The organism is Protofrankia sp. Cj5 (genome assembly GCF_917627405.1).
Taxonomy (GTDB): domain Bacteria; phylum Actinomycetota; class Actinomycetes; order Frankiales; family Frankiaceae; genus Protofrankia.
Genome location: NZ_CAKJTO010000001.1, coordinates 44,536 through 63,344 on the forward strand (window position 1 = coordinate 44,536; position 18,809 = coordinate 63,344).

At 66.9% G+C, this 18,809-nt stretch carries 16 protein-coding genes; 15 read left to right on the plus strand and 1 reads right to left on the minus strand.

Going from position 1 to position 18,809, the window contains the following annotated elements:
* The first annotated feature begins 66 nt into the window (after nucleotides 1–66).
* From MJ777_RS00190 to MJ777_RS00220, 7 genes are read left to right on the plus strand one after another with little or no spacing between them, the layout of a single operon-like run.
* On the plus strand, nucleotides 67–1,113 hold the full coding sequence (locus tag MJ777_RS00190; protein ID WP_239310934.1) for a Gfo/Idh/MocA family protein: 1,047 nt from the start codon (nucleotides 67–69) through the stop codon (nucleotides 1,111–1,113).
* Nucleotides 1,110–2,111: an SDR family NAD(P)-dependent oxidoreductase gene (locus MJ777_RS00195; protein ID WP_239310933.1), complete on the plus strand. Its 1,002-nt coding sequence runs from the start codon at nucleotides 1,110–1,112 to the stop codon at nucleotides 2,109–2,111. Before MJ777_RS00190 ends, MJ777_RS00195 begins: the two co-directional genes overlap by 4 nt.
* Nucleotides 2,108–3,331 (plus strand): glycosyltransferase, encoded by a 1,224-nt coding sequence (locus MJ777_RS00200; protein WP_239310932.1) that lies wholly within the window; start codon nucleotides 2,108–2,110, stop codon nucleotides 3,329–3,331. The genes MJ777_RS00195 and MJ777_RS00200 overlap by 4 nt, the downstream gene beginning before the upstream one ends.
* Nucleotides 3,328–4,527: a DegT/DnrJ/EryC1/StrS aminotransferase family protein gene (locus MJ777_RS00205; protein ID WP_239310931.1), complete on the plus strand. Its 1,200-nt coding sequence runs from the start codon at nucleotides 3,328–3,330 to the stop codon at nucleotides 4,525–4,527. The genes MJ777_RS00200 and MJ777_RS00205 overlap by 4 nt, the downstream gene beginning before the upstream one ends.
* Nucleotides 4,524–5,867 carry a glycosyltransferase gene (locus MJ777_RS00210; protein ID WP_239310930.1) on the plus strand — a complete coding sequence of 448 codons (1,344 nt, stop codon included), beginning with the start codon at nucleotides 4,524–4,526 and terminating at the stop codon, nucleotides 5,865–5,867. The genes MJ777_RS00205 and MJ777_RS00210 overlap by 4 nt, the downstream gene beginning before the upstream one ends.
* Entirely contained in the window at nucleotides 5,864–7,012 is a 1,149-nt protein-coding gene (locus MJ777_RS00215; RefSeq protein ID WP_239310929.1) for a DegT/DnrJ/EryC1/StrS aminotransferase family protein, read from the plus strand. Before MJ777_RS00210 ends, MJ777_RS00215 begins: the two co-directional genes overlap by 4 nt.
* Entirely contained in the window at nucleotides 7,009–7,671 is a 663-nt protein-coding gene (locus MJ777_RS00220) for an acyltransferase (RefSeq protein ID WP_239372275.1), read from the plus strand. Before MJ777_RS00215 ends, MJ777_RS00220 begins: the two co-directional genes overlap by 4 nt.
* On the opposite strand, the gene MJ777_RS00225 is transcribed toward MJ777_RS00220, so the two are convergent.
* Nucleotides 7,575–9,239, minus strand: coding sequence for a lipopolysaccharide biosynthesis protein (locus MJ777_RS00225; protein WP_239372277.1), 1,665 nt, complete (start codon nucleotides 9,237–9,239; stop codon nucleotides 7,575–7,577). The two genes, MJ777_RS00220 and MJ777_RS00225, sit on opposite strands and share 97 nt — an antisense overlap.
* A 400-nt stretch (nucleotides 9,240–9,639) precedes the next feature.
* Between MJ777_RS00225 and MJ777_RS00230 the strand changes: the two genes are divergently transcribed.
* The 8 genes from MJ777_RS00230 to MJ777_RS00265 all read left to right on the plus strand — a co-directional run bounded on the left by MJ777_RS00230 (nucleotide 9,640) and on the right by MJ777_RS00265 (nucleotide 18,740).
* On the plus strand, nucleotides 9,640–10,362 hold the full coding sequence (locus MJ777_RS00230) for a DUF4082 domain-containing protein (RefSeq protein ID WP_239372279.1): 723 nt from the start codon (nucleotides 9,640–9,642) through the stop codon (nucleotides 10,360–10,362).
* 369 nt (nucleotides 10,363–10,731) lie between these two features.
* A complete protein-coding gene (locus MJ777_RS00235) occupies nucleotides 10,732–11,637 on the plus strand; it encodes a hypothetical protein (protein ID WP_239310925.1) in 906 nt (301 codons plus the stop codon).
* A gap of 6 nt (nucleotides 11,638–11,643) precedes the next feature.
* Nucleotides 11,644–13,077 carry an O-antigen ligase gene (locus tag MJ777_RS00240; RefSeq protein ID WP_239372281.1) on the plus strand — a complete coding sequence of 478 codons (1,434 nt, stop codon included), beginning with the start codon at nucleotides 11,644–11,646 and terminating at the stop codon, nucleotides 13,075–13,077.
* Between the two features lie 410 nt (nucleotides 13,078–13,487).
* Nucleotides 13,488–14,381: a WecB/TagA/CpsF family glycosyltransferase gene (locus MJ777_RS00245; protein WP_239310389.1), complete on the plus strand. Its 894-nt coding sequence runs from the start codon at nucleotides 13,488–13,490 to the stop codon at nucleotides 14,379–14,381.
* Nucleotides 14,378–15,445: a glycosyltransferase gene (locus MJ777_RS00250; RefSeq protein WP_239372283.1), complete on the plus strand. Its 1,068-nt coding sequence runs from the start codon at nucleotides 14,378–14,380 to the stop codon at nucleotides 15,443–15,445. Before MJ777_RS00245 ends, MJ777_RS00250 begins: the two co-directional genes overlap by 4 nt.
* A gap of 100 nt (nucleotides 15,446–15,545) precedes the next feature.
* The gene (locus tag MJ777_RS00255) at nucleotides 15,546–16,787 is read left to right on the plus strand and encodes a nucleotide sugar dehydrogenase (protein WP_239310391.1); all 1,242 of its coding nucleotides are present in this window, start codon (nucleotides 15,546–15,548) and stop codon (nucleotides 16,785–16,787) included.
* A gap of 37 nt (nucleotides 16,788–16,824) precedes the next feature.
* Nucleotides 16,825–17,706, plus strand: a complete 882-nt coding sequence (locus MJ777_RS00260) for a glycosyltransferase family 2 protein (RefSeq protein ID WP_239372292.1) — start codon at nucleotides 16,825–16,827, stop codon at nucleotides 17,704–17,706.
* Between the two features lie 5 nt (nucleotides 17,707–17,711).
* A complete protein-coding gene (locus MJ777_RS00265) occupies nucleotides 17,712–18,740 on the plus strand; it encodes an NAD(P)-dependent oxidoreductase (RefSeq protein WP_239310393.1) in 1,029 nt (342 codons plus the stop codon).
* Nucleotides 18,741–18,809: the final 69 nt, after the last annotated feature.

Genomic DNA, 18,809 nt, shown 5'->3' on the forward strand with positions numbered 1-18,809 from the left:
GCCGTGGAGTTCGCCGGGCACGCTCGCGTGCCCGGCGAACTCGTACCGTCTTTTTGGGGGAAAGCGTTGTCCTTGATCGGTGCGGCCGTTGTCGGTGCGGGGTACTGGGGTCCCAACCTCGTCCGAAACCTCCGGGGAAGCTCGGAGTTCCGGCTCAGGTGGCTGTGCGATATTGACAGCGACCGCGCCCGTGCGGTCGCCGGTTCGTACGGCGATGTTCGGGCCACGGACCGGCTTGATGACATTCTTGATGATCCGCAGGTGGGCGCGGTGGCCATTGCCACGCCGGCTGCCACACATGTGGATGTCGCATTGAGGGCGCTGGACGCGGGCAAGCACGTGCTCGTCGAAAAGCCGCTCGCCTCGTCGGTGGCGGAAGGCCGCAAGCTGGTCGACGCGGCGGAGTCCCGTGGCCTCGTTCTTATGTGCGACCACACCTACTGCTACACGCCGGCGGTTATGAAGATCCGCGAACTGGTCCGGGCCGGCGCCCTCGGCGAGATCCAGTACGTCGACTCGGTGCGGGTCAATCTCGGTCTCGTCCAGCGTGACGTCGACGTGATCTGGGATCTTGCTCCGCACGACCTGTCAATCTTCGACTTCATTCTGCCCGATGGAGTGACGCCCGAAGCCGTGACGGCCACCGGTGCCGACCCGATCGGCGCGGGCAGGGCCTGCGTCGGCTACCTGTCGATGGCGCTGTCCAACGGCGCGATCGCCCACACCCATGTGAACTGGCTATCGCCGATCAAGGTTCGAACGGTGATCGTCGGTGGTTCGCGGCGGACCCTCGTCTGGAACGACCTGGACCCCGCGCAGCGTCTGTCGATCTATGACCGCGGGGTCGATCTCGCGGAAGCCAACGTGCTGGAAAGTGAGAGCAGGCGGAACATGATGATCTCCTATCGCAGTGGCGACATGGTCGCCCCCGCGCTGGCCGAACGGGAAGCGCTGAGTACGGTGATGACCCAGTGGGCGACGGCGATCGAAAGCGGGAGCCCGTCCGCGACCGATGGCCGCGCTGGCCTGCGGGTCCTGGGAATGCTTGAGGCCGCTTCGCGCAGCCTGCGTTCCGGCGGCGCCCGCGTCCCGCTGCTGGAGGTCGCCCGATGACCACGGCTCCGCGGAGCGCCGCCGTTGCCCTCGCCGGCACTCGCTGCCTGGTCACCGGTGGTGCCGGAACGATCGGCTCGACCGTGTGTGACCAGCTTGTCGAGGCCGGCGCGGCCGAGGTCGTGGTGCTGGACAACCTGACCCGTGGCCGCGAGGCCAACCTGGCCACCGCCCTGAGGTCCGGGCGGGTGCGTCTGGTCACCGGCGACATCCGCGACCGCGCGTTACTGGCGGAGCTGATGCCCGGAACCGACATCGTGTTCCACTTGGCCGCGATCCGGATCACCCAGTGCGCCGAGGAGCCCCGGCTGGCGCTCGAGGTGCTTGTCGACGGGACCTTCGACGTCCTGGAGGCCGCGGTCGCCAGCGGTGTGCGCAAGGTAGTGGCCTCGTCGTCGGCATCCGTGTACGGCCAGGCGGCGGTGTTCCCCACATCCGAAGATCATCATCCGTACCACAACGACACGATCTACGGCGCGGCGAAGGTCTTCAACGAAGGTCTTCTCCGTAGCTTCTACGCCATGTATGGCCTTGATTACGTGGCGCTGCGCTACTTCAATGTGTACGGACCGCGGATGGACGTGCACGGTGTGTACACCGAAGTCCTGGTGCGCTGGATGGAGCGGATCGCCGCTGGCCAGCCGCCGCTCATCCTGGGCGACGGCACGCAGACCATGGACTTCGTATTCACCACGGACATCGCTCGGGCCAACCTGATGGCGGCGCAGGCGGACATCACCGACGAGGTCTTCAACGTCGCGTCCGGTGTCGAGACGTCGTTGCGTGAACTTGCCGAGGCCCTGGCCGCGGTGATGGGCGCCGGTCATCTCGGTCTGGAGCACGGGCCCGCGCGCCGGGTGAACCCGGTGGCCCGCCGCCTCGCGGACACCTCGGCCGCCGCGTCCCGGCTGGGTTTCAAGGCCGAGGTCGGCCTCACGGAAGGCCTGCGGCAGCTGGTCGCATGGTGGCGCGAGGCGCGGCCGGAGCTCGGCTCATGAGCTCGCTGCCCGCGCTCACGCGGCCCCGCGAGCTCGTGGTGTGCAGTTCCGGTACGTCCTGGGACGGGATCTGGTTCCCGATGCGCCATGTTGCGCTGCACCTGTCGCGCCAGCTCCCGGTGCTGTGGGTCGACCCGCCGATCTCCTACCTGACGCCGCTGAAGGACCGCAACACCGCCGCTGCCCTGCGTCGTCCCCGGCTGCGCGTGGTCCAGCCGGGGATCATCCGGCTGACGCCCGTCACCCCGCCCGGGGTGAGCCGTCCGGTCATGCGGGAGGCGGCGAGGCTGGCCGCCCGTGACGCCGTCCGGCGGGCTTTGCGGCGTATCGGTGCGACCGTTCGCGCGGTCATCGTGGACTCCCTTGCCGACCTGCTCGATGTCGCGCCCGGGGCCCGCCGGGTCTTCTACGGCACCGACGACTTCGTCGCGGGTGCCGAGCTGATGGGCGTGTCCAGGCCGTGGCTGGAACAGGCCGAGCGGCGCCAGCTCACCAAGGCACACGTGGTCGTGGGAGTCTCCCCGGTGTTGGTGGACCGGTGGCGGGCCATGGGCACCGAGCCGGTGCTGGTGCCCAACGGTGTCGACGCCGGCCACTTCGCCGGCTGTGACAACGCGCCACTGCCGGAGGACGTGCACCTGCCGTCCCCGATCGCGGGTTTTGTCGGGCACCTGTCCGACCGCATCGATCTGACGCATCTGGAGGCGGTGGCCGATCGGGGTATCTCCGTCCTCCTCGTCGGGCCGCGGCAGGCGACATTCGAGATCAAGCGTCTGGACGCGCTGCTGTCACGGCCCAACGTGGAGTGGGTGGGCCCGAAGGCGTTCGCGGACCTGCCGTCGTACCTGCGCATGATTGATGTGGGGCTCACCCCGTACACCGATTCCGCCTTCAACCAGGCCAGTTTTCCGCTCAAGACCCTTGAGTACCTGGCCGCGGGCCGGGGCGCGGTAAGTACCGACCTGCCCGCCAGCCGCTGGCTGGACACTGACCTGATCAGCATTGGCGCGAGCCCGCAGCGCTTTGCCGCCCAGACCGCGGCGGCGCTGGATGTGCTCCGTACCGACAGCCTCGCGGCTGACAGGCGTACGTTCGCCGGCCGCCATGACTGGGCGGCCCGCACGGCTGAGCTGGCCGAGCTGTGCGGCCTGCCCGCCGGGCCCGCCGGTGATCGTGCGAGTGTCACGGCGCTCACCACGGTGAAGGCGGCCGATCGATGAGCCCTATCCCGGTGATGACGCCCTGGCTGGGTGAGCAGGAGGCACAGGCCGCGGCGGACGCGGTCCGGTCCGGATGGGTTGCCCAGGGGCCGCGGGTCGCCGAGTTCGAACGCGCCTTCGCGGACAGGCTCGGCGGTGGCGAGGCGGTCGCGGTGTCGTCCTGCACGACCGCGCTGCATCTCGCGTTGGTGCTGCTGGATATCGGCCCGGGTGACGAGGTGGTGGTGCCGTCCCTGTCGTTCATCGCCACGGCGAACGCCGTCCGTTATGTCGGCGGCACGCCGGTGTTCGCCGATGTCGAGGCGTCGACCGGGAACATCACGGCGGACACGGTGGCTCCCGTTCTCACTGACCGCACCCGCGCGGTGATCGTTGTTCATCAGGGCGGGGTACCCGCGGATGTTGAGGGGGTATCGCGGCTGTGCGGGCCGCGCGGTGTCGCCGTGGTCGAGGATGCGGCCTGCGCCGCCGGCTCGACGATGAACGGCCGGTGGGTCGGCGCGGGCGCGCCGCTTGCGGCATGGTCGTTCCATCCGCGCAAGCTGCTCACCACCGGTGAGGGGGGGATGCTCACCACGACCGATCCCGCCTGGGCCGCACGTGCGCGGCGGCTGCGCGAACACGGGATGAACGTGAGCGCGGCCGAGCGGCACCGCAGCCGGCAGCCGGTGCTGGAAAGCTATGGCGAGACCGGTTTCAACTACCGGATGACCGACATCCAGGCTGCGGTCGGGCTGGTCCAGCTGGCAAAGCTCGACGCGATGGTCGAACGTCGCCGCATCCTCGCTGAGCGCTACCAGCGGTTGCTCGCGGTGGTTCCAGGTTTGGTGACCGTCGGCGATCCGCCAGGGGGGATGACCAACTACCAGAGCTTCTGGGTGGTCCCACCGCCGACCTCGGGGGTGGGCCGCAACGAGCTGCTCGCTCTCCTGGCCGAGCGCGGCATCTCGGCCAGACGCGGCATCATGGCCTCCCATCTGGAGCCCGCCTATGGCGGGCAGCGACGTGATGATCTTCCTGTCACCGAATGGCTGACCGAGCAGTCGCTGATCCTGCCCCTGTTCCACACGATGACCGAGCAACAGCATGATCAGGTGGTGGACGCGCTGCTGGACGCCATCACCGGTGGCATCGGTGGCATCGGCGGCGCGCATGTCGTGGATGGCGTTGTCGGACAGGGTGTGCACAGCTCGTGAGGATCTTGGTTTATCCCCACCTGATGGAGATCGGGGGAAGCCAGCTCAACGCGGTGGAGCTGGCGGGGGCCGTACGGGATCTGGGCCATGACGTGACCGTCTTCGGGGTGCCCGGCCCGCTTGTCGAAACGGTGCGTGCGCTCGGGCTTGACTACGTCGCGTCGCCGAAGCCGGGGCGGCGGCCGTCGCCCCGGGTGATGAGCGCACTGTGCCGGGTGGTGCGCGAACGGCGGATCGAGCTGGTGCACGGCTACGAGTGGCCGCCGGCGTTGGAGGCCTTCGTCGGGCCGCGGACGAGGCTGGGTGTGCCGGCCTTCGCCACGGTGATGTCCATGGCGGTTGCGCCGTTCCTGCCGGCCACCATGCCCCTGGTGGTCGGCACGGAGCTGATCGGCGAGTCCGCCAGAGCGGTGCGGCGCGGTCCGGTCGACCTCATCGAGCCACCGGTCGACGTGCGTGCCAACGCCCCGGACGCGGTTGGCGATGCCGCGCTCACCCAGCTGCGAACCCGTTTCGACCTGAATCCGGCCGATCTTCATGTGGTTGTGGTGTCGCGGCTCGCCACCGAGCTGAAGCTGGAAGGGCTTCTGGCCGCGGTCGACGCTGTTGCCCGGCTGGCGGTGGACCTGCCGGTGCGGCTGGTGGTGGTGGGTGACGGCCCCGCGCGGGAGCAGCTTGCCGCGCATGCCGCGCGGATCGGCGCCGTCCGGGGCGGCAAGGTGGTCGTGTTCACCGGCGAGCTCACCGATCCGCGGCCCGCGTACGCCCTTGCCGACATCTCGATCGGTATGGGCGGGTCGGCACTGCGGGCCGCGGCTTTTGCGAAGCCGTTGATCGTCCAGGGTGAGGGCGGCTTCTTCGAGCTGCTGGCTCCCGAAAGCGTCGATGCGTTCCTCTGGCAGGGCTGGTACGGCATTGGCGAGGGCGACCGGATCAGTGGTGCGCGTCGACTGACCAAGATTCTTAAGCCACTGCTTACGGACGCGGATCGCCGCCGCCAGCTGGGCGACTATGGTCGCGATCTGGTGACGCGGCGTTTCTCGCTGGAGCGCGCGGCTCGTGTCCAGGAGGCGCTCTACGCCCGGACGCTCCAGGCCGGCGTGGGCCGGCCTGAGGTGCGTACTCTCGGAGTGAGCGCGGCGGGCCTGTTCGCCCACGAGGTGCGGCGACACTACGACCAGCTGCGTGGACAGGCGGCGTTGGACGACTTCAACGCCCGTCGTGTCCAGCCGGATAATCCCCCGGCCCGGGCGGTCGCTTCCAGTCAGTCATCTTCAGATCCGGTGGCTCCGGGCTTCGCGAAGCTGCCGTCTTACCCCATGGAAGGGACGTCGCGGTGACCACGATTCCGTTGGTGGATCTGGCGGCTGCACAGGCCGAGATCGCCGAGGAGGTGCGGGCCGGGTTCGACGAGGTGCTCGCGACCACCGCGTTTGTCGGTGGGAAGCAGGTTGCCGCCTTCGAACGCGAGTACGCCGACTTCTGTGGTGTCGGGTACTGCGTGGGTGTGGGCAACGGCACCGACGCTATCGAGCTGGCGCTGCGCGCGGCCGGCGTCGGTGCCGGCACTGGCACTGGCACCCGAGCCGCTACCGGTGACAATGTCGGTGCTGACGAGGTCATCCTGCCGGTGAACACCTTCGTGGCCACCGCCGAGGCGGTGCTGCGCGCGGGCGCGCTGCCGGTGTTCGCCGACGTCGACGACGAGCATCTGCTGCTGGATCCGGACGCGGTGGGCGCGGCGTTGACCGAACGTACTCGCGCGGTGATCCCGGTCCATCTGTACGGGCAGGCCGCGCCGGTCGAGCGGATCGCGGCCGCCTGCCGCGCCGACACGATCGTCCTTGAGGACGCCGCGCAGGCACAGGGCGCTGTCCGCGACGGACAGGCCGCTGGCGGGCTCGGTCTGCTGGCGGCCACCAGTTTCTACCCGGGGAAGAACCTCGGTGCCGCCGGTGACGCGGGTGCCGTGCTGACCAATGATGCCGAGCTCGCGCGCAAGGTGCGTCTGTTGGGCGCGCACGGCAGCGAACGCAAGTACGTGCACGAGTCGTTGGGCTTCAACTCGCGCCTCGATACCCTGCAGGCCGTTGTGCTGCGGGCCAAGCTGACCAGGCTGGCCCGGTGGAACGAGGCGCGAGCGGCCGCGGCGGTCCGTTATGACGAGTTGTTGGGCGACGACCCCCGGGTCCGGCTACCGGCAACGCTGCCGGGCAACATCCATGTCTGGCACCTTTACGTGGTGCGGATTCCCGACCGGGACGCGGTACTGGCCCGGTTGCACGAACAGGGTGTGGGAGCCGGGATCCACTACCCGGTGCCGTTGCATCTGCAGCCGGCCTTCGCGGGGCTTGGCCACGCTGCCGGTGACTTCCCCGTCGCGGAGAAGGCCGCTGGAGAGATCCTCTCCTTGCCGTTGTATCCGCATATCACCCCTGAGCAGCAGCGGCGGGTCGCCGATGAGCTCCGGCGGGCGCTGCCATGACGGAGTTCTCCAAGCCTCGGGAGGCTTCCAGGCCCTCCGACGATGCCGTGTTCGTCCATTCCCATGGTCTGTGTGAGAGCGACGACGTGGGCCCGGGGACCCGGGTCTGGGCGTTCGCGCACGTGCTGCCCGGTGCCGTGATCGGTGCGGGCTGCAACATTTGTGATCATGTTTTCGTCGAGTCCGGCGCCCGGATCGGTGACCGGGTGACGGTGAAGAACGCGGTGCTCGTGTGGGACAAGGTGACCGTGGAGGACGATGTCTTCCTGGGCCCGAACATGGTCTTCACCAACGACTTCCGGCCGCGTGCCGAGGTGAAGAAGACGCGGGACGCGCTTGCTCCGACGCTCATCCGCCGTGGCGCGACGATCGGTGCCAACGCGACGATTGTCGCCGGAGTGACCGTGGGTGTGTACGCGTTTGTGGCCGCTGGCGCGGTCGTCATTCGGGATGTGCCCGCGTACGCGCTGGTCGCGGGCAATCCTGGACGGAATCTGGGCTGGGTCTGTTCCTGCGGGGACAGGCTTGATCCCGATCTGCGCTGCGTGGCTTGTCTGAAGGCCTACCGGCCGGCGACCGGTACCGACGGGCTGTGCGAGGCCGTGCCCTCGGCGTCCGTTGCGGCTGTTTCGGCCGCTTCAGCCGTTTCGACGCCGTAGGAAGTGTCCCGCGACGGCTGGTGCGGCCCTGGCCGTACCAGCCGCCGCAGCGGGAACAGGGGCACGGCGCACGCGGCCAGCCCGGCGGGGGGGAGCAGCAGCAGCCGGGCGAGGTCCCCGCGTACCACCGTGCCGAGCCCCACCATGACCAGGACAAGGACCGTGGTCGCGACAACAGGGCGGCCGCAGTACCGCAGCGCGGCGATGGGCCCTACGTCCGCCCTGGCGATGGCGAATATGAACGCCGGGCCTACCACGACCACCGCCACCGCGGCCTGGGCGAACGCAAGGCCACCGATCCCGCCTGCCCGCGCCCCGATGAACAGGGCCGGGGCGAGCGCCGCCAGCCAGCTGCCCTGGACGGCGAAGACCGCGCGCGAACGGCCCGCGCCCACCAGCAGGTCATAGGCGAGTTCAGCCGCGACCCGGCACGCCCCGAGGACCGCCAGCCACCGCAGGGCGTCGGCTGCGGCATCCCATTTCGGGCCGTAGACGATGTGGATGAGGGGTCCGGCGAGCACCGCGATGATCGCGCAGACCGGCAGCGTCGCGGCCATCAGCAGCGCGATCGAGCGGGCGAACGCGTCGGTGAGCGCGTTGCGGTCGGTGGACAACCGAGCGAACGCCGGCATGGCCACTCTCCGCACGGCTAGCGAGAACATGTTCACCGGCCAGCTGGAAAGGTTGAACGCGAGCATGTAGAAGCCAAGGGCCACCGGGCCCAGGACAGCACCGACGACCACGTAGTGGATGTTGAGCACTCCGAAGACCAGCAGGCTCGACCCGGCCAGCGGCAGGCCGAAGTCCAGCAGGCCACGTACCTGGTGCCGGTCGAAGCCGAACCTGATCCGCGCGCCGGCGAAGGCAAAGATCATTATTGAGGTGGTGAGGTTACCGGCCAGATAGCCGATGACCAGGCTCCAGGCACCGTGCCCGAGGGCGGCAAGACCGATCGTGACACCTGTGTTGACAGCGAGCGCGGCGAGGTCGGCAATCATGCGCCGGCCCTGCTGGAACGCGCGGGTGAGCAGGGCGGCGGGTACGGATGCCACCCCGTCGACAATCATGCTCAGGGCCAGCACTCGGACCAGACCGGTCGCCGCGGGTGAGCCGAGCAGGTCTGCGATGGTCGGTGCCAGCACCAGGGTAAGCAGGTAAAGCCCGATGCTGAAGCCGGTCGACAGCGTCTGGACGGTTGGGGCGATCAGCCGTGGCTCCCCCGGCCAGCGCACGATCGCGAGCGAGACACCCAGTTCGTTGATGGACAACAGGGCGTTGAGGACGACCAGCGCGACCGCGAAGTCCCCGTAGTCCGACGGGCTGAGCAGCCGGGCGAGCACGATCCCGGTGACCACGGTGCCCAGCCGGCTGAGCGCGTTGTTCAGGAGGCTGAAGCCGAGGCCGCGCCGTACCGCCCCGCCGAGCCCTGTTCCGCCGCCGTCGTTCCTGGTGTCGCTGTCTGTGACGCCGTTCTCCTGGGCGCCGCCAGCCGGCCCCGGAGCCGGCTCGGGTGGAGTCCGTGGGGACGGCATCCCCGGTGTTGACGCGCTTGCCGGCATGTTCGGCATGGTTCCCCCATCTGCGACTGGCCAGGTGATGTCGCGGCCATGCGCTGCTTATCGAAGCATGGCCCTGCTATGATCTATGCCGGTCCTCGATAATGTCATCTGGAAACAACATAATGACAACGCGGTGTGGCCTCTTCGTTCCTTCGGGAGTGCGCACGGGCCGCGTCTTCGGGGTACTTTACTTAAAGTAAGAGATGTATCACTTTAGGTGAACGTGCTGTTTCCGGGTACATGCGGCGTGTTCACTTGGCATCGATCGCGTCGCCAGGCGGCGATCAATTGAATCGGTGTTCCGACCAAAGGATATGTCTGTATGACGACCTCCATGCGTCCGGCGTGCGGGGCCAGCGGCCCATCCGTGCACGGGTCTGGCCGGCCGCGGCGTCCGGTGGGCCGAAAGGTGCGCGAGCATAAGCTTGCCGTGTCGGTGGCGGCCCGGACGCCCGCGCCGCCCAGCGGCGATCGCAGGTGCTACCGCTTCTCGCCTTGTCTCGCGACGGTCCTGCTCGTGGGCGCGATGGGGTTCGCGGTCGCCGGGTGCGGCGATTCCACCGGCGGCAATCCGAGGCTGCCGCCAAGCCTGCCCCCGCGGGGGGACTCGCAGCTGATCTCACTCTGGAGTAATGATGCGAAACCCGTGCCTGAGGCCGATCCGGACCCCGCCGCGGTTGAGGTCGGGATCCGGTTCCGTGTCGACACCCCAGGTGACATCCTTGGAATACGCTTTTACAAGGGCCCTGACAATATCGGCGAACATACGGTCAGCCTGTGGTCCGACGCCGGTGACCGGCTGGCGACCGCCACGGCCGTCGGCGAAAGCGACACCGGCTGGCAGGTGGTGATGCTGGCCAAGCCGGTGCCGGTCCAGGCCGCCACGACCTACACGGCCTCGTATTTCGCGCCGACGGGGCATTATTCGGCGACCCCTGAGTTTTTTGATCAGGCCGTGTCGGCCAACGGGCCGTTGCGCGCCGCTGGGGCGACCAGCGGGGTGTACCACTACGGCGGCGGCTTTCCTGACGCTACCTACCGTGACTCCAACTACTGGACCGATGTGCTGTTCCGGCCGGCGTCAGGATCTTCGGGCGATCCGGTGGCCCCTTCTATGACTCCAGTCTCATAGTGTATGGTTACTGTTAGTGGCGCACTCGGTTGTTGTGCAAAGAGCGTCCCGCCGTTTTAGATCATCGGGTCCATCAAGCGGATGGCAGGTGGAGATGGGTTGACCGGCAACCGCAAGTGGGATCGACGTGTACGGCGGTCGGCCTCAGGGTTCAGGTGGTGCTCTCTTCCCATCACCTGGTGTTCACCCGCATGAGATTATGTAGTTGTGCCGGCGGGGCTGGCTTGGTAACTTGTTGGCCCGTTGGCGCTTGTGTTACATGGCCAGGAGGAGTCCCGGCACTCTTCTCGCTCTGATGACGGCCGTGTATCTTGGATCTGATCCGGTGTCGGCGCAATGCTGACCCGCGCTGGGGGGCAAGGGGCACGAGTGTATTTTTCGGATTTCATCGCGGTTCTTGTCCGTCGTTGGTATATCCTGTTCATCGGGATTGTTCTCACCGGCCTGGCTGGGGTGGGTGTACACACCACCATCGGTCCAACATTCCAAGCCAACGCAGCCGTGGTGGTACTGCCGCCGACGTCGGACCCCGGTACCACCAGCACCGCCGCGAGCCGAAATCCGTATCTGTCCCTGCCGCTCGGTAACACCGCGGACGTTCTGACCCGGATCATGGCTACCGAGGCGGTCCGGCAGGAACTCAAGGCCGCGCATGCGACGTCGGCGTACACGATCGCGTTGGTCTCCGACGGTTCCCCGGTGCTTGAGATCGCCGCGACGGACACTTCAGCGGCCACCGCGAGCAACACCGCCTCGGTACTGGTGAAAACGGCCGAGAGCGAGCTCGAAAAGCTGCAGGTCATGCAGAATGTCCCGAAGAACTCGATGATCCGGGCCAGTCAGCTTATTTCTCCGGGCGAGCCCGATGTGCTTCACGGGAGCCAGATCCGGGCGCTGCTCGGTGTGGCCGCCCTCGGCCTCATCCTTTCGGTCACGGCCTGCTTCGTCGCTGAAGGGGCTTTTACCGGCCGGCGGGCCGCCTTGGCCGCGGCCGTCCGCGGCCGGCGCGCCAGCGAGGCTCGGGGCGGGGGGCGCTCGAAGGAGGCGGTCCGGTCGGGAGGCGCTTCCCGCAGCTCCGCGACGCCCACGGAGAAGCAGGACGTCGATGATCTGGAGGGCGACGGCAGCGACGACGACACCGATTCCCAGGGCCTGGAGAAGCTGGAGTGGGACGGTGACCGTGACAGCGAGGAGGAGGAGGGGCGGCTGAAGCAACCGGACGCCCGTGAGACAACGATGGTTCTGGTAGGCCTACGCCGACGTTCCGACAAGTAGCCCTCGATGCTCGGCCTGCCCGTCGGTATCGCTCGTTTCGCGCTGGCTCGGCGTTACCTTTCGCGTGTAGACGTCACCTCTTTGCTGTCTCTTTACGTGCTGCTTCTTCTCGGTATTCCGTCACAGCTGATTTTTGGCCCTCTCGGCGCCGCCGGCACGCCAGCCAACCTGTTGGGGATGCTCTGCCTGTTATGGTGGATTCTCGTGGTCATGCTGCCGTTCGGCGGTGCGGCGACAGGCCCGCAGCCCATCCGTATAGCAATGGTTTTTCTGGCTACGATGGTGCTGGGCAGCTATGCGGCCGGCGCGCTGCGCGCGGATATCGTTCCCGAGGAGCTGCGCGCCGCTGACCGTGGTTTGCTGCTCCTGGTGACCTGGGCCGGCGTGGCCCTGATAACGGCGGACGGCGTCCGGTCGTGGCACCGGCTGGATGTTCTGATCGGCCGCCTCGTGGCGATGGGTGTCTTTCTCGCGGTTCTCGGCATCCTGCAGTTCTCGATCGGGCTCAACATCGCCGGTTACATCCACATTCCGGGCCTGCGGGTGAACGGTACCCTCGATCTCATCTCCGCCCGGTCGATATTCCGCCGGATCACCGGTACCGCGAGCCATCCGATCGAGTTTGGCGTTGTACTGGCGATGCTGCTGCCCCTCGCGATAAGCCGTGCGTTCGCCGCGCCGGCGAAGCTGAAGGTGCGACGCTGGCTCGCGGCGGCCAGCATCGGTGTGGCCCTGCCCATGTCGGTGTCACGCTCGGCAATTCTTGCCATCGCGGTGGTCGCCGTGTTCATCATCCCGAGCTGGGACCGCCGTCGGCGGCTCGCCACCTTCAAGGTGATGCCCCTGTTTCTTGTCGGCATGAGAGTAGCGATTCCCGGGCTGCTCGGTACGATCACGAGCCTGTTCACCGGTATCAGCAACGACCCGAGTACCAAAGGGCGTACCGAGGACTATGCCGCGGCCGCGAAGTACATTGCCGTGCATCCACTGTTCGGGCGGGGTTTTCGAACGTTCATCCCGAGCCTGTACAGGTTCCTGGACAACCAGTATCTGATGACCATCGTGGATGCCGGTCTGATCGGGTTGGTTCTCCTGTTGCTGGTCTTCCTGGTCGGGATCTTCACGGCTCGGGGCGCCCGGCGACGTAACGAAGATCCAATTTATAAGGATCTTGCTCAGGCAATCGCGGCGGGCATCGGGGCGGCAATGGTCAGCTTCGCGACTTTTGACGCGCTCAGCTTCCCGATGTGTGGCGGTCTGCTCTTTTTACTGCTGGGGCTTGCCGGAGCGATGTGGCGGCTGTCGGGCCAGCCTGATGATCGTATCGAAAAAAATGATCATAAGTTTCATGCGTCCGCCGCACCCGCACCCGCACCCGCACCGGCCGCGCTTCCGGCCGCGCAGCCTTTGGCTGACCAGATGATTGGTGCGGCCCATTGATCGATACGGTGGGCCGTGCCGTTATCCCCAGCAGGGCTTGATGAGGCTCTCACCAGGCCTTTTCCTGTATTTGTGGAGAGGCTCGCACTCGTCGCCCTCGGCTGTCGCTCCTAACGGGCTCCCGTGGCTCCGACGGTGGTTTTCTGATTCCATGACGAGGGGTTGTCCATGACTGTGCTCCGGGGCCGTCATCGGTGATACTGGCGCTAGCCGAATCTGCTAGGCTTGATTGAGTAGACCGGACTATGCCATACCTGGGGGGATGGATGACGGGGGCTCAGTCGTCTAGGGATTGTGCTGTCGTTGGTGTAGCCGTGGGTGGCGAGAGTGAGCTGTCGGTAAACGCCGACGCGGATTCTGGGTTACCCTCAGCCTGCTTGCCCTCAACCCGCAGCCGCTTCGTTCGAGGGATGCTGCGCGGAGTAACCGAGGAAAGCGCATCCCTTCCGTCCATCGAGCTGCAGGGCATCCCTCTGGTATGCCTCACGGTCGCGGACGCGCGTATCGCGGTCCGGACCGCGATGGAAGATCCCCGGCCCGCCCTTGTGGCCTATGTCAACGCGCACTCGCTCAATCTTGCCTACACCGATGTCGCTTATCGGGCCGCGTTGCAGCGGGCGCACCTGGTGCTGCCGGACGGTATCGGCGTCGCGGTCGCGGCCAGGATGCGAGGCCTGCGTTTTGCCGCGAATCTCAACGGTACGGATTTCACTCCGGTGTTACTCGCCCTTGCCGCCGAACAGGGGTATCGGGTCTTCCTGTTCGGCGGTCGCGACGCTGTGGCCAGCCAGGCCGCCGAGGCGCTGCGGGCGCGGATTCCGGGGCTGTGCATCGCCGGTGTACGGGACGGCTACGGCTGGGCGGACGACCCGGATTCCGTCGTTGAGGAAATCAGGGCGGCGCGAGCGGATCTGCTGGTGACCGCGCTTGGCAACCCGTTGCAGGAGCTCTGGCTGGACCGCTATCTGGAGGCCACGGGCGTACGGCTCGGCGTCGGCGTCGGCGCGTTCCTCGACTTCACGGCTGGCCGGGTTCCGCGTGCCCCGGATTGGATGATCAAAAATCGGCTGGAATGGGTGTGGCGTCTCAGTGTCGAGCCACGCCGGATGTGGCGCCGGTATCTGGTCGGCAATCCACTGTTCATCTGGCGGACGCTGGTGAGCAGACAGCCACCCGCCCAGCTTCGGCTGAGCCGGCGCGTCCTCGCTGGAACGTATCCGCTTCCAGCCGGATCGTGGGGTGTTCACCATCAGCAGCCGGCCACCGACGCCGGGTTGGTCCCGTCGGCGCGGGGGCCACGGTGACCGCGGATCTCCAGCCGGCCAGCTCCGCCGAGCGGCCGGTCGCGGCGTCGTCCGCCGTGGCTGCCTGGCCGGCGGATGCGGAGCGGCCGGATGCGCCGGATGCGCCGGATGCGCCGGATGTGACGGTGGTTGTCGTCACCCGCAACAACGCTGATGTCATCGTGGACTGCCTGGCCGCACTGCCAGCGGCCTTCGAGGGCGAGCTCTCCTGGCGGGCCGTGGTCGTCGACAACGCCTCGGTTGATGACACGGCGCTGCTGGCGGCCAAGGCCAGTCCTGACGTGCTGCTGTTGGCGACCGACGCCAACAGTGGATACGCGGCGGGTGTCAACGCTGGCCTGGCTGCGTTGACACCGCGGCGCGCGGTTTTGGTGATCAATCCCGACGTGCGGCTGGACCGCGGCAGCGTCCAGGCGCTGTGGGCGGCCCTGCGGCCCTTTGACACCGGCATCTGCGTACCGAGCCTGCGCGATGCGCGTGGCCAGGTGCGCCACTCACTGCGCCGTGAACCCACAGTGCTCCGGGCGCTGGGCGAAGCGCTGCTTGGCAGTGACCGGTCCGGGCGGATGGCGACGTTAGGCGAGATCATCATGGATGATCGCCTGTACGCCGCACCCCAGGTCGCGGACTGGGCGTCCGGTGCCGCAATGTTGATCTCCAAAGAGTGCCTGGATGCGGTGGGCCCGTGGGACGAGTCCTTTTTCCTTCCTTCGGAGGAGGCCGAGTTCATTCTCCGCGCTCGTGACCATGGCTTCCTGCTTCGCTATGTACCATCGGCGGGCGCTGTCCAGCTCGGTGACGAACGGCACGCAACGCCGCAGTTGTGGGCCTTGGGCCAGATGAACAGAGTACGGCTGCAACTGCATCGCCGAGGTCTGGTTGCCGCGCACGCGATGCGCTGGCTGCTGGTACTCAACGCGGCTCTGCGCGCCCGCCGTTCGCCGGCCCACGGACGGGCACTACGACTGCTGCTGTCCATTAACCCCGGGGTCGGCTTTCCGCCGGTGGCCTCGTTGATCGAGGCTTCTGTCGTATCGAGTGATCCGTCGATGGTCGATTCATGATCATATCTACGGTACGGGAAGTCGTGGCCTGGCCGGTCCGCGCTGGGGAACCGCCGCAACTCTGCGACGGGCTTACGCTGAAGAGCTCTTGGGGGAGACAGTGACACAGAACCGGGATACCGACACGGACACCGTTCGACCCGCGGTGACGTCGTTCCCAACGGACGTGGTCATCGTGGGGGGCTGCGGCCACGTAGGGCTTCCGCTGGGTGTCGCGCTGGCTTCGCGCGGCCGGCGGGTCCTCCTGTATGACATCGACGCGGCGGCGGTGAGAGTCGTCAACGATGGTCGTCTTCCCTTCCGGGAGCCGGGCGCTGGCGAACCGCTCGCCGAAATGACGGCGGCGGGCCGGCTGCGCGCCACGACCGATCCGGCGGTGATCTCCGAAGCCGAGCACGTGGTGGTCGTTGTGGGTACGCCGGTGGACGGGCATCTCAACCCCGACCCGCAGGTGGTGCCCAGGGCGATACGTACGTTCTCAGACCGTCTCGTCGACGGCCAGCTGCTGATCCTGCGCAGCACCGTCTATCCGGGCGTGACCGCGCTGGTGGAGAAACTCATCTCGGAGATCGGTCGGGACGTCCAGGTCGCCTTCTGCCCGGAACGCATCGCCGAGGGCCGGGCCATGACCGAGCTGTTCGAGCTTCCGCAGATCGTCGCCGCCCGTTCCAACGCCACCAGGGCGCGGGCAACCGCCCTCTTCGCCGCCCTGACCAACGAGATCGTGGATCTTCAGCCTGAAGAGGCTGAACTCGCGAAGTTGTTCACCAACACGTGGCGGTACATCAAGTTCGCGACCGCCAACCAGTTCTACATGATTGCGAATGATCTCGATCTTGACTTCGAGCGCATCCGCGACGCGCTGGGCCACAACTATCCGCGGGCGGCGGACCTGCCCGGCGCGGGCCTCGCCGCCGGCCCATGTTTGTTCAAGGACACGATGCAGCTGGCGGCCGTAACCAACAACACGTTCGCTCTCGGCCATGCCGCGATGTTGGTGAACGAGGGCCTCCCGCTCTACCTGGTCTCCCGCCTGAAGGAACGTTTCGACCTTGCCGGGATGGTTGTCGGCATACTCGGGATGGCCTTCAAAGCCGGCAGCGACGACACTCGGGCAAGCCTGTCGTACAAGCTGCGCCGCATTCTCGACTACTCGGCGGCCGGTACGCTCTGCACGGATCCGTATGTCAGTACCGACGGCCGCCTGCTGCCGTTGGAGACTGTGGTCGAGCGGGCGGACCTCCTCATCATAGCCGCGCCGCATCCGGACTACGCCGAGCTGCGGACCGAAAAGCCAGTGATCGACATCTGGAACTTGCTCGGTGCGGGCGTGCGGGTATGATTTATTTCTCGGCCGCGGGCGGTACGGAGAATATCCGATGACGCCGCGGGTGTCGGTGGTGATGCCGGTCTACAACGAGGGCGACGCTATCGTCCCAGTACTCGACCGGTTGCTCGAATCCGTGGTTCTCCCTTGCGAGATCATGGTTATCTACGATTTCGACGGTGACAGCACGGTGCCGAGTCTGGTCTCCTACGCGGAGAAGGACGCGCGGGTGCGGCCGGTCCGCAACACCTACGGGCGGGGGCCGGCGAACGCGATCCGTTTCGGTATAGAGCACGCGGTCGCACCGGTCACCGTGGTGACGATGGCGGACGGCAGCGATGATCCGCGCCAGATCGACGAGCTGGCGCGGTTGGTTGACCGCGGTGTGGTGGTCGCCGCGGCATCCCGTTACATGCCCGGCGGCCAGCAGGTGGGTGGCCCCCTGGTCAAACGGGTGTTGTCGCGCGCGGCCGGCAGGTCCCTGTCGCTGCTCACGCGTATCGGCACCCGGGACGCGACGAACAGTTTCAAGGCGTATTCGACGAGTTTCGTCCGTAATGTGGGGATTGATAGCAGATCTGGTTTTGAGATCGGTCTTGAGCTGACTGCCAAGGCCCGTCGTCTCGGCCTGCCCGTCGCTGAGATCCCGACGATATGGCTTGACCGGGCGCTGGGCGAGTCAAATTTTGACCTTGCTCGCTGGCTGCCCGAGTACCTCCAGTGGTACCGCTTCGCCTTCGGTCGGCGGTTGACCGTCGGCGAGTTACAGGCCTTACGGCACACGGCGGGATCCGGCGGTCCCGGCCCACGAAACGGAAGCTATCCCCGACCGCGTGTCCCGAAGGCCGAGAACGCTGGTAAGGCTCCACTCGAAGGTGGCGCGAAGACTGGTTCCGCCATGTCGGCGGAGGCCCTGACAGATAGTAAGGAATGAAACAGATGGCAACTGTTCTGGTGACCGGTTCGGCCGGTTTTATCGGTGGTTATGTCGTGCAGGATCTCCTGGGTCGTGGATACGACGTGGTGGGTCTGGACAACCTCTCGAAGTACGGGCCGGTCGCTCGCAGCTATGATGATCATCCGAATTACCGGTTCATCGAGGGCGACGCGCGGGACACCGACCTGCTGAGCGAGCTACTCGTTGACTGCGACCATTTCATCGCCGGTGCGGCCATGATCGGTGGAATTTCCTACTTCCACACCTACGCATATGATCTCCTCGCCACCAACGAACGCATCATTGCTTCGTCCTGCGATGCCGCTATCCGGGTCTTCCGCGCTGGCGGGCGGCTGCGGAAGGTGACGTACCTCAGCTCGTCCATGGTGTTCGAGTCGACCGACCGCTGGCCGTCGGTGGAAGGAGACGAGCGCAAGGTCGCGCCGCCGCTTTCGTCCTACGGCTTCCAGAAGCTCGCGGTCGAGTACTTCGCCCGGGCGGCCTGGGACCAGTACGCGCTGCCCTACACGATCGCACGGCCTTTCAACTGTGTCGGTGTTGGCGAGGGCCGAGCGCTCGGCGAGGTCGAGGTGCTGTCCGGCAACGTGAAGCTGGCCATGAGCCATGTGGTGCCCGACCTGGTGCAGAAGGTGCTCAAGGACCAGGACCCGCTGCACATTCTCGGTGACGGCAGCCAGGTGCGGCACTACACCTACGGTGGGGATCTGGCCGCGGGGATCGTGACGGCGATGGAGCATCCGGACGCTCTCAACGAGGACTTCAACCTCTCCACCGCGCGGTCGACCACGGTCCTTGAACTGGCTGAGCTGATCTGGAAGAAGATCAAGGGCCCGGACGTGGAGTTCCGGTACGTCAGTGACGACCCCTTCCAGTACGACGTGGCCAAGAGGGTGCCGAACGTGGACAAGGCCCAGCGCGTCCTGGGTTTCACCGCGGACACGCCTCTTGACGTCATGCTGGACGAGGTCATCCCGTGGATCAAGCAGGCGGTCACGGACGGCCGGATTTAGAGCGACCGGCAATAGGGGACGCGGCGTCGCGGGGCTGGGGCACGCACCTCGCCGTGTTGTCGTCAGTCG